The organism is Streptococcus sp. SS4 (assembly GCF_030440125.1).
Lineage (GTDB): Bacteria > Bacillota > Bacilli > Lactobacillales > Streptococcaceae > Streptococcus.
The window spans coordinates 115,651-126,784 of record NZ_JAQFJM010000008.1; the positions used below are offsets into that span (position 1 = coordinate 115,651).

The window sequence follows — 11,134 nt, forward strand, 5'->3', positions numbered from 1 at the left end:
TAGTAGTTTGAAAAATTTTAACCATTGTCACTTCGAACAGATATTAGCTACAACACAAAAGGACGACCAAATGGCGTCCTTTTACAAACTAGTCTGCAATTAGTGTTTCAAGACCAACTTTCATCATGTCAGTGAATGTATTTTGACGTTCCTCAGCTGTTGTGTCCTCATCTGGATTAACCAAACTATCAGAAATAGTCATGATGGCAAGAGCATCTACTTGGTGTTGAGCTGCAAGGTAGTAAAGTGCTGCTGCTTCCATTTCTACAGCTTTCACACCCCATTTACCAAGCTCGATGTTCTTTTCACCATAGTTCGAATAGAAGACGTCAGAAGACAAGACATTACCAACATGTGTAGTCATACCAAGCTCTTTAGCAATGTGGTAAGCCTTATCTAAGAGATTGAAACTTGCAATTTGTGGGAAATCGTATTGTGGCCAATCGTTACGAATAATGTTAGAGTTTGTCGCTGCCGCTTGCGCTAGAACTAACTCACGAACGTGAACATCCTCATTCAATGAACCAGCAGTTCCCACACGGATCAATTTTTTAACCCCGTAGTCAACAATAAGCTCACGAGCATAGATAGAGATAGATGGCATCCCCATTCCAGTTCCCATTACTGAGACACGTTCACCTTTGTATGTTCCTGTGTAACCAAACATATTACGAACTTCATTGAAACATACAGCATCTTCGAGGAAATTCTCGGCAATGACTTTCGCACGTAAAGGATCTCCAGGTAGGAGAATTTTATCAGCAATTTCACCTTGCTTAGCAGCAATATGGATAGACATAATATAAGATACCAAGGGCGTTAAAGAGGCAAAGTAAAAATAGGAAATCTGACAAAGATGCTTCGCATCTAGGAGGATTTATCTTTTTTACACAGCCTCTAGCCCGGGTTCAGTTTCAAACCCGAACTACCCTTCCTTTCATTTTTTATATACAGGACAGGCGACAGAGAACAAAGTAATAATTGGAAACTGACGACGCATTATAAATGCTAGACAGTCTATCTTTTTACTTCGTTCTCCGCCCGTATTCATTTTAGTGAATACAGTTAACCCGTCCTTTCTATTTTTTGATGGTAAAAGAGCAACCTGAACACACTATCTACCATTCTTATTTTTTTATTTTTAAATAATTTTTCTACTATTATATAGTTGATAAATTATTACTTTTTTAATAGTGGATTAAGCTTGAGTCAATGAATCAAGAAAATCATATAACTTCTTGTTCATTTCTGAATAATCGTTGGTACGCAATTGTTCAGGTGTTTGAACAAAAGGTAACTCCTTATTTTGCTTACGCAAGTGTTCTTCACCATCCGCAGTTATGAGCAAATCAATGGCTTGGGAATCAAACTCTAGGTGTGCTTGGAAGGCATAGTGTTTAGGACTAAAGCGAATAATTTGACGTGGACAACCTTGACTAGTAGCAAGAACAACTGCATTATCAGTCAATCCAGGCATATCACCATGCCAGTGGCCAGTATTGAGAGTTGTGCCAAAACCTTTGACATGCTCATCAGCTAATCCATCATCCGTAAGTGTTATTGGAAACACACCAATTTCGCGTTCTGGACTATGCTCATACTTACCACCATAGGCTACAGACAGAAGCTGAGCTCCCAAACATACACCAACAATATAGATATCAGCAGCAATTGCTTTTTGCATAAATACAATCTCAGCATTTGGGTCATAATAAGGAAAGGTCTGACGATCCTCATCAGGTGACTGAGGACCACCCATCACAATTAGAAAATCAATACCTTCAACGGTTTCAGGAAGGACCTCTTCCTCATATACCTTGGTTGATGTGATATTATGCCCACGGTCTTGAGCCCATTTTAAATAGGCTCCTGGAACTTCAAACGTTTCGTGTAAGATAAAATGAATATTCATTGTTTTTTCTTCCATCTATTATTAATTATCCTTGATAGTAGACCCGCTAAGATTAGAGGAACTGCTACCAGCCCTCCTTGACCGGTAAAACCTAGAACTAAGGCTATTCCCGTCAGAGGAGCATCCAAAGTTGTTACTAAAAATATGGTTGCACCAAGTAACATTCCTAGATTAGGATTTAGGGATAAACCAAAAGTCTCAAGACACCTTGTTAATAAGAAACCCGATCCGACACCTAAAGTAAACGAAGGCGTCAGTGTCCCTCCATAAGTACCTGACCATAGCAACAAGCACACAATAAGCCCTTTAATTACTAGCAAAATCGGAAGGTATTCCGAAGTTCCTCCAGAAAACATCCATTGTGCTAGAACCTGACCATTTCCCATGATTATAGGATAGAAAGCTACAATACCACCTAATATTATAAAAGAGACGGGCATGGTCCAGAGAATATGTTTATCTGTTATACGACTTTTACTCGCCTTTTTAGCTAAAACTTTAAATATAAGAGCAAGCGGAGTTACAAACAGCGTCAAAACAAGAATCTGTATCAAACTAGTAGGATGTAAGCTTACTTTATCAACTAAATATATAGCTTTCCCACCAACAATTGGACGAGCACAATAAGCTGACAAATAGGTTGTCACAAGAATGATACCAATGTTTTTCAGTTTCCAAGCAACTCCCAAAGTTTCCAAAACAAACAGTGTACTGGCAAAGGGAACTTGGTAAACCGCAGCTAAACCTGCTCCTGCACCACATGCAATCATGAGTTGTCTTTCAGGAATTTCTAAACCCAGTTTTTTTGATAAACTGCCAGCACATAAGGCACCTAATTCTCGTGGAGCTGCTTCCTTGCCTACCGAAGCACCTGCTCCAACGATTGCTACCTGCACCAAAGCATGTAGACTTTGGCCAAGAAAATTTGGACTCTTCTTGCCAACGAGTTGCTTAGCCTTTCTAATGGAAAGAAGGGACACTCGTCGCTGAAGGAAATACCAAAAGATACTAGCTAAGACACCAGCTACCACTATAACTACGAAGCGTCGATAAGCACTTATAGAGTTAAATTGTAACAAGAGATCTGACGTATCGTTACCAAAAGCAAGAAATTTTATAAAATCTAAAAGATAGTGGCAAAGAATACCAATCAGACCAGAAGCTATTCCGGTTGTCAAAACAGCCAAACTTAACCTAATCGACTTGGGGAGCCAAGTCAAACTCTTTCTCTCTTTATTACACATATATTAGAGTATGGCTAAAATTGCTTTAACCAACTTTTCCTACTGTCTTTTGAGTAGGGTCAATCCCTTCTTTGTTTTTATTTCATAGTAAGGCAATCTCGTGCTGAATTAGAAAAACTAAAACTAGCTTTCATTCTTTGACCTTTTTAACTATATTCTAGTCTTAATGATTTTGTTCTATGTTATAAGTAGTTTATCTCTGAATGACCTAAAGTTGTTCTTAACAAAGCAAGTGGCAAACTGTAAATTGTTTTATTATATTGCGACACCATTTCATTGTAGTGTAATTTTTGATTAGCAACAAGTACTTCTGACTCTTTAATCTCAGCAATCAAATCCTTTATACTTTGATCAGCTGTAATATTTGTATCTCTTTCGATTTCCTCTATAATTTTATTCTTCGTTTCCTCTAGTTTAGTAGAGTATTCATGTTTAGAAAAATTGCCAGACTCACCGTAAGACTTCCGCTTAGATTCTGAATGATTAGCTTTGTTTTCATCGTTAGTCAAATTGTTGACAGACTTTTTTTCCTCTAACAATTCTGAAACATTTTTTCTAACAGACATTTTTAACTCATGGTCTACAATCTTATCAGTCAGTTCTCGCAGTTGTACAATCAATTTTTCCACATACTGCTCTTTAATTTCAATTGCACTGTATGATGATTTAATTGACTCTTTTAAGTTAACAACTTTATGGTATTGAAATAGAAACACTATTATGATATAGCTTAAAACTGCAAATACGATAGATGCTCCTTGAAATGGTTCATAATCTATCTCACTACCACTTGTATCTATAGCAGAAAATATAACCAACCAAACCATGGTTAGGAAAGCAATTATAAAAACTCCACGAATGATACGAAATAATGGATTATTCATTAAGTTTGACATCAATTATTCCTTTTTAAAGTTCAGCCAAAATAGCTTTCAGCAAGCCTTTGAAATCCCCTTTAACACGTTCTGTCACTTCCACAACTTCTTCGTGATTGAGTTCTTCTTGGAAACCGGCCGCAAAGTTGGTAATACATGAAATACCAAGAACTTTCAAACCAGAATGTGCTGCAACAATGACTTCAGGGACAGTTGACATCCCAACAGCATCTGCACCAAGAGTCTTATAAGCACGAATTTCAGCTGGAGTTTCGTAAGTTGGACCAGTTACGCCGATATAGACACCATCATCTAATTTAATGCCCAATTTGTCAGCAACTCGATGTGCAGTCTCACGGTATTCTGGAGTATACGCTTTAGACATATCAGGGAAACGAGGACCAAAATCATCCAAGTTTTCTCCAATCAATGGGTTTTGACCAGTCATGTTGATGTGGTCAGTGATGGCCATTAAAGTACCTGGACCAAAGCCGATACCACCAGCTGCATTGGTTACAACAACTCCTTCGCATCCAAGTGCTTTCATAACACGTACAGGGAAAGTAACTACTTCAAGCGGATTTCCTTCATAAAAATGGAAACGTCCTTGAAGAGCTAAAACCTTACGTCCAGACAAGGTTCCATAAACAAGTTTTCCAGCATGACCGACAACCGTTGATTGTCCCCAGTTTGGAATATCCGCATAGTCAATGACAACTGCGTCTTCAACTTCTTCAGCCAACTCACCAAGTCCAGAACCCAAAATTAAACCAAACTCAGGTTTTTCAATTCCTTTGCTTTCCAAAAATGCTTGAGTAACTCTAATTTTTTCAAGTAGCGACATGTTAATTCTCCCTTAATTTTATTTCATTCTTAAAAAGTGACCAATTTTTGAAAAAGTTCTTGCATTTCGAATGGTTATAGAAGGATAAAAAGGTGCTTTCAATAGCTTCTTATGATAAGCCGTTTGGTTATAGCTTGATTTATCAAATTTACCCCAGTAGATCCCAAGTTGACCAAGATGAATAATTTCATCCCCCAACTCTAAAGACTCCATAACATTCCTCATTTCGTTCTTATCAAGTCTTTCAGTATATAAGAGAACATCTTTTCTATAGAAATCTTCTTCCCACCACTTAGGTAAAGATGCCACTTCATTTTGGTAATCTTCTAGAGTAAAAAGAGAAAACACCTTAATAAATGGATAAGTCTTATTAAGAAATCTCTCTAAAACTAAGAGGAGTTCCACTTTCATCAAGGACGAATCGAAGAAAAAATTTCCACTATTTATATAGGAAGAAACATTTGACATTCCAAGTTCTTTTAACTCATGACAAAATTCTTCCATGACTACCTTGTGACGACCACCAACATTAATCCCACGAACCAAAAATGCATAGCGATTCATTTTAGACAAGTTTATCCAAGAAGCTTTCACCAATCATGGCTTTATCTATACCAAAGTTTTCAGCGACAGTTGCTGAAATGTCAGAGAAATGACCTACTGGAATAAGTCCATTTCCTTTGAATGATGGGCTATAAGCCAAGAAAGGAATATATTCACGAGTATGGTCTGTCCCTGCATAAGTTGGATCATTTCCGTGGTCTGCTGTAATCATCAAGAGATCATCTTCACGCATGGCAGCAATGATTTCAGGCAAACGTTGGTCAAATTCGTGCAAACAATCACGATATCCATGTGGATCACGACGGTGTCCATAAAGGGCATCGAAGTCTACCAAGTTTGTGAATGAGAAGCCATGTTTGAAATCTTCAGAAGTCATAGCTTTAATCAAATTATCAATACCATGGCTATTTGATTTGTTGTGGCCCATATCGTGGTTAATACCAGCTCCGTTGAAAATATCATTGATTTTACCAACGGCATAAGTATCAATACCAGCTTCATTCAATTTATCCAAAACAGTGGGTGCAAATGGTGAAACAGCCAAATCTCGACGATTAGATGTACGAGTGAAGTTTCCAGGCTCACCAACGTAAGGACGAGCAATGATACGCCCTAGAAGAGCTGGACGCTCAAGGGTAATTGAACGCGCATATTCACAAATACGATACAACTCATCCAATGGAATAATATCTTCGTGTGCAGCAATTTGAAGAACTGGGTCAGCTGAAGTATAAATAATCAATTCACCAGTTTCCATTTGACGAGGTCCAAAGTCTTCAATAACAGCTGTACCTGAGTATGGTTTATTAGCTTCACGAATGACTTTACGACCTGAGAATTCCTCAATTTTAGTGAGAATTTCTTCTGGGAATCCGTTCCAGAAGGTATCAAAAGGTTCAGTAATATTGAGACCCATGATTTCCCAGTGACCAGTCATCGTATCCTTACCAAGAGAAACTTCCTGCAATTTTGTTGCATAACCAGTTGGGTTACTTTCTGCTGGTACTGTTTTCAAAGGTGTTTCACGAGGAATATTTCCTAGACCAAGCTTAGCCATATTTGGCACATTCAATCCTACTGATTTAGAGATATGACCAAGGGTATCTGAAGCACCATCTGGCACACCTGCATTGACAAAGTCATTGGCATCTGGAGCAGCACCAATTCCTACTGAATCAAGAACGACTAAATGCATTCGGTTAAATTTGGACATAATAACACCACAAAGAGATAAAATCTTTTCGAAATTACCTCTTGCCTTTCTATATTATTTAATAGTTTGACAAAAATTAATTAGTTTTCCTCATTAAAAGTGAGGGGAAATCAAAATTGGACTAGGCCTTGACTTCAACGACCTTAACACCGTCTTTTCCTGCAACGATGACTTTGTTAACCATACCATTGAACAATCCATGATCGACAACACCTGTCATAGCTTTTAGTTCTTCACCAAGAGCTACTGGATTTTCAATCTTACCTAAATCAAGATCGATGATATAGTTCTTCATATCTGTAACAAAGCGATTACCTTCCTCCGTAAGTCGGAATGATGGCTTATAGCCCTTCGAATCAAAGACACGATAGAGACGATCAGCACCATATTGAACCACTTCAACTGGTAATTTGAAAGCACCTAATTGATTAACCATTTTTGACTCATCAACTACCCAGATATATTCTTTCGTAGGTGTAGCGACGATTTTTTCCATCAAAAGGGCCCCACCGCCACCTTTAATCCCATTGAGTTGAGGGTCTACTTCGTCGGCGCCATCAACAGTAACATCAATACTGTCAATATCATCTACTGCCTTCAAAGGAATACCTAAACCTTCAGCTTGTTTAGTGGTTTGACTTGATGTCGTTACTCCAACAACACTAAGGCCTTCTTCCTTAATACGACGGCCAATTTCCTCCACGAAGAAATAAGCTGTTGACCCTGTACCGAGTCCAACAACCATTCCATCTTCAACGTATTTGGCAGCGGTTACGCCAGCGATTTTCTTAAGTTCTTCCATGCTCGTCTCCTTGCATCTTTCTATAATAGTCGTTCAAAACAATTATAACATGTTTCAACAGTAAATAGAAATGATACGAAGGAGTAAAACCTAGCAAAAATAAAAACTAGATTCTAAATAGAATCTAGTTTTGATGGGGAACTAATTTAATAGCACCACTTAATCTTCTTTACGACGTTTGAAGAATCCTACAAAGGCTGCAAAAATCATTGAAAGAAGTCCAATAAATCCAGCATTGCTAGTGTGCTCACCAGTTTGTGGCAACTCAGCTTGAGGCACTACAGGAACTTCAGTATCTGGAGTTGGTGTAGTTGGCGGTGTCACTGGAGTTGGAGGAGTAACAGGTGTTGGTGGTGTTTGTGGAGTCGGTGGTGTTGGTGGTACCACGTGAGACTCTCTCTCAACAACATAGTTCTTGTGCCATACAACACTTGGTTTTTCAGGAGTTTTAGGTTCTACTGGTTTAGCAGGAACTTCAACTACTTTTGGTGTTGGTGGCGTTGGTGCCGTTGGACCTGTTGGTGGTGTTGGTTCAACCGGTTTTTCTGGAACTTCAACCACTTTTGGTGTTGGTGGCGTTGGTGCCGTTGGACCTGTTGGTGGTGTTGGTTCTTGTGGTTTACCAGGTACTTCAACTACCTCTGGAGTTGGTGGCGTTGGTGCCACTGGCTCTTTTGGTGGTGTTGGTGGTGTTGGTTCTTGTGGATTGATACCAACTGTTTTAATAACTGGTTTAACCGGTGCTGTTGGTGGTGTTGGTGCCTTAGGCTCTTCAGGTTTTTCACCTGGATTCTTAGGCAAACCAAGATTAGAGTTGATTGCGAACCAATATACTGTTGGAGCACCATCAGCATTTGCACCTTCAGCAGTAAATACCAAGTGACCATTTGTCATCTTGATACCTGCACCTCCATAATAGAGGTAAGGTGAATCAGCATTATCCCAACCTGTCAATTCAGACGTTGTCTCACCATTAAAGACTGCACCATGGTCAATGTATTGGTTATCATTGACTGATGTTACTTCTTTAGTAGCAGCATCATAAGTAACTGATGATTTTGGAATAGCGATGAATTGGTTATCACCAATATTTACATATTCTTGGTGACGTGTTGATTGGTATTTTTTCTTAGGTGTGAATGTAATCAAACCAGTTTCAGCAGAAACGCTGTACGAACCAATGACATCATCTTTATCACCAAATGTATAATCTTGGTTACCAAGAGCGTGTCCATTACCACTACCTGAAGCATTAAGAGTTGTTACATCAGATGGAATTTCACGTGAGACAACCCATTCTGAACCATTCCAGTCAGTGATAGGAACAACTACCTTAAGTGGGTTCTCATCAGAAATGTTAACAGTAGCGCCACCGAAATCAGCGTATCCAGATTTAGTAACAACTTCACCGTTTTGGATTGCCAAAGTAGAGCCATCTGCGTAAGGATTATATGTACCGCGGACAGTATTACCATTAACGTCTTTCGCTTCTACTGTAAGTGGACGTGGGCGCTCAGATGTTTCAACATAAGCTGCACCATTCCAGTGGTTTAGTGAGTTAAGTGCTACGATAGCATTACGCTCACTAAGGTTGAACATTTTACCATCTTTATCGTAAAACTCAACATCTACTGCTACTTTAACTGGTTTATCTTGATCAGTTGATGCACCAACTGTCATAGTTACTGTTGGATCCTTACTGATTTTCGCGATACCTTTTCCGTCATTTGATGGAAGGCTAACAATTTCGTAGCGGTAAACAACACGTTTGATTGCTGATGCTTCATTCTCAACAATCATGCTTGATTGGTTCAAACCATCATATGTAACAACAAATTTGTCACCTTCTTTAACTTGAACCCACTCGTCTTCAGTATTTGTCCAAGGGCTATTTGAAACAATGTCAGATGCTTGTAACTTGTTAGAGTCATATTGGAAAACATTACTTGTGTTAAGACGCTCTTGTGCTTCTTTTGTCAAGTAGTTGCTTACACCTTCAACTTTGTGTGTTGCATCGTTTTCACGTTGGAAAGTCAATTCTTGAACAACTTCAGCATCTTTAAGGTTACGATATACAGGATCATTCATGTATTTATCGTAAGCTGTTTTAGCTTCTTGGTATTGTTTAAGTGCTGTTTGGTAGACAGCTAATTTGTTTTGATACTCAAGGTATTCTTGGTCATATTTAGCTTTTTGCTCATTGTAGACAACCAAGGCTGCTTCGTATTTAGCTTTAGCATCTGCATTGTATTTTTCAATAGCTTGTTTTGTTTCAAGATCTGCTTCATAAGCTGTTTTCTTAGCGTTATAAAGTTCAAGATTCTTGTCATATGCTGCTTTTTCTAAATCATATTTAGCTTTTGCTTCATTATATGCTGCTAGCTCAGTTTGATATTTAGCTTCAGCTTCAGCGTTACGTTTTTCAGTAACAACTTTTTCAGCTACTTTATTATCATAATTAGCTTTTTCAGCATTGTATTTGGCTTTATCGCTATTATACTGTGCAAGAGCTGCTTCATAATCAGCTTTTGCTTGGTTATAAGTTGCCAATTCTGCTTGGTATTTAGCTGCAGACAAGGCATTTTCTTTATCAGCTACTTCTTTTTCTGCTACCTTAGCATCATAAGTAACTTTCTTAGTCTTGTACTCTGAAAGGGCTGAGTCATAAGCTTGCTTAGCAATTTGGTATTGCTCTGAAGCTTTATCATAAGATGTTTTTTCAGTATCATATTTAGCCTGAGCTTCAGCATTTGTTTTATCAGCAAGTGCTTTCTCAGCTAATTTGGCATCGTAGTTTGCTTTTGCTTTATCATAGTCAGCTTTATCTGACTTGTATTGTTCTTTAGCCACTTTATAATCTGAAACGACTGTATTGATTTTCTCTGCTTGTGCTTTATTATCTGCAGCAGCTGCTTCAACAGTTTCTTTGGTTTGAGCAGGTTCTTCCTTAACCTCAACCCCTTCGTTAGTTGCAGCTGTTTTTGCAGCTTCTAAGCTTGTATTTGTTACTTCACTCGTTGTAACAGTTGTGTTGCCTTCTTCAGTAACGTTAACAACCTTCTTCTCAGTTGAATCTGCTACGGCAGAAGTGCTTTCTTCAACAGCATCTGTTGCTTCAACTGCTGGTGTTACTGAATCTGTAGATGTTGCCACTTCATCAGCGCTTGCATTTGAAGCTCCTACTGCAAGAACTGCAGTCCCCAAAAGAACAGAAGCTGCACCAAGGCTAGACTTTCTGAGTGAATAACGTTGTAATTCCTTTTTCCCCATTTAAATTACGTCCTTCTATATTTAGTTATGTTCATATTCTAACAAAAGAAAGAACCATGTCAATTTGAGATATCTCATAAAAACACGCATTCCTTTAAATTCGATTAGATTCTTAAATTCAAATACTTTTTAATATCAAAATATTTGATAGACAAAACCCTATTATTAATAGCGTTTTCGATACAAAAAGGAGGTTTAATTTTATAATATCTAGTCCAATTCGCTTTAATGTTTTTTTATTGAAAAGATTATGAAAAATACATAACTATACGTTTTCATGCTACTTTTCATTGCGAGAATTAGTTCTTGATAACCTATTTCAGCTAAATTCTTTCTTCTAGTTTCCTAAATTAGTTTTAACAATCAAACTAGTTTAAGCTGATAAAACTCAAAGAATAGATAACAAAAAA

The 11,134-nt window shown here is 38.1% G+C and carries 9 protein-coding genes; all 9 read right to left on the reverse strand.

The genetic code is table 11. The annotated features are described in order from the left end of the window. Window positions 1–88: 88 nt before the first annotated feature. The 9 genes from deoD to PCY16_RS08350 all read right to left on the reverse strand — a co-directional run bounded on the left by deoD (window position 89) and on the right by PCY16_RS08350 (window position 10,724). Window positions 89–799: a purine-nucleoside phosphorylase gene (deoD, locus tag PCY16_RS08310; RefSeq protein WP_195414102.1), complete on the reverse strand. Its 711-nt coding sequence runs from the start codon at window positions 797–799 to the stop codon at window positions 89–91. Between the two features lie 399 nt (window positions 800–1,198). Beyond that, window positions 1,199–1,912 (reverse strand): type 1 glutamine amidotransferase, encoded by a 714-nt coding sequence (locus tag PCY16_RS08315; protein ID WP_060971280.1) that lies wholly within the window; start codon window positions 1,910–1,912, stop codon window positions 1,199–1,201. After that, a complete protein-coding gene (locus PCY16_RS08320; RefSeq protein ID WP_195414101.1) occupies window positions 1,909–3,156 on the reverse strand; it encodes a chloride channel protein in 1,248 nt (415 codons plus the stop codon). Before PCY16_RS08320 ends, PCY16_RS08315 begins: the two co-directional genes overlap by 4 nt. Window positions 3,157–3,338: 182 nt before the next feature. Further along, complete coding sequence (locus tag PCY16_RS08325) at window positions 3,339–4,052, reverse strand: LemA family protein (RefSeq protein WP_037597760.1); 714 nt, start codon at window positions 4,050–4,052, stop codon at window positions 3,339–3,341. Between the two features lie 13 nt (window positions 4,053–4,065). Next, window positions 4,066–4,875 carry a purine-nucleoside phosphorylase gene (locus PCY16_RS08330; RefSeq protein ID WP_060971252.1) on the reverse strand — a complete coding sequence of 270 codons (810 nt, stop codon included), beginning with the start codon at window positions 4,873–4,875 and terminating at the stop codon, window positions 4,066–4,068. Window positions 4,876–4,893: 18 nt separating this feature from the next. After that, window positions 4,894–5,439 carry a DUF1697 domain-containing protein gene (locus PCY16_RS08335; protein WP_155124266.1) on the reverse strand — a complete coding sequence of 182 codons (546 nt, stop codon included), beginning with the start codon at window positions 5,437–5,439 and terminating at the stop codon, window positions 4,894–4,896. A gap of 1 nt (window position 5,440) precedes the next feature. Then, window positions 5,441–6,652: a phosphopentomutase gene (locus PCY16_RS08340; RefSeq protein ID WP_060971250.1), complete on the reverse strand. Its 1,212-nt coding sequence runs from the start codon at window positions 6,650–6,652 to the stop codon at window positions 5,441–5,443. Window positions 6,653–6,773: 121 nt separating this feature from the next. After that, window positions 6,774–7,454, reverse strand: a complete 681-nt coding sequence (rpiA, locus tag PCY16_RS08345) for a ribose-5-phosphate isomerase RpiA (RefSeq protein WP_060972930.1) — start codon at window positions 7,452–7,454, stop codon at window positions 6,774–6,776. Between the two features lie 159 nt (window positions 7,455–7,613). Beyond that, window positions 7,614–10,724 (reverse strand): GbpC/Spa domain-containing protein, encoded by a 3,111-nt coding sequence (locus tag PCY16_RS08350; protein ID WP_195414100.1) that lies wholly within the window; start codon window positions 10,722–10,724, stop codon window positions 7,614–7,616. Between the last annotated feature and the right edge of the window lie 410 nt (window positions 10,725–11,134).

Excerpts from the sequence above, each read along its gene's own strand:
- deoD (WP_195414102.1), bottom strand. The coding sequence starts at position 799 with ATGTCTATCCATATTGCTGCTAAGCAAGGTGAAATTGCTGATAAAATT.
- PCY16_RS08315 (WP_060971280.1), bottom strand. The coding sequence starts at position 1,912 with ATGAATATTCATTTTATCTTACACGAAACGTTTGAAGTTCCAGGAGCC.
- PCY16_RS08320 (WP_195414101.1), bottom strand. The coding sequence starts at position 3,156 with ATGTGTAATAAAGAGAGAAAGAGTTTGACTTGGCTCCCCAAGTCGATT.
- PCY16_RS08325 (WP_037597760.1), bottom strand. The coding sequence starts at position 4,052 with ATGTCAAACTTAATGAATAATCCATTATTTCGTATCATTCGTGGAGTT.
- PCY16_RS08330 (WP_060971252.1), bottom strand. The coding sequence starts at position 4,875 with ATGTCGCTACTTGAAAAAATTAGAGTTACTCAAGCATTTTTGGAAAGC.
- PCY16_RS08335 (WP_155124266.1), bottom strand. The coding sequence starts at position 5,439 with ATGAATCGCTATGCATTTTTGGTTCGTGGGATTAATGTTGGTGGTCGT.
- PCY16_RS08340 (WP_060971250.1), bottom strand. The coding sequence starts at position 6,652 with ATGTCCAAATTTAACCGAATGCATTTAGTCGTTCTTGATTCAGTAGGA.
- rpiA (WP_060972930.1), bottom strand. The coding sequence starts at position 7,454 with ATGGAAGAACTTAAGAAAATCGCTGGCGTAACCGCTGCCAAATACGTT.
- PCY16_RS08350 (WP_195414100.1), bottom strand. The coding sequence starts at position 10,724 with ATGGGGAAAAAGGAATTACAACGTTATTCACTCAGAAAGTCTAGCCTT.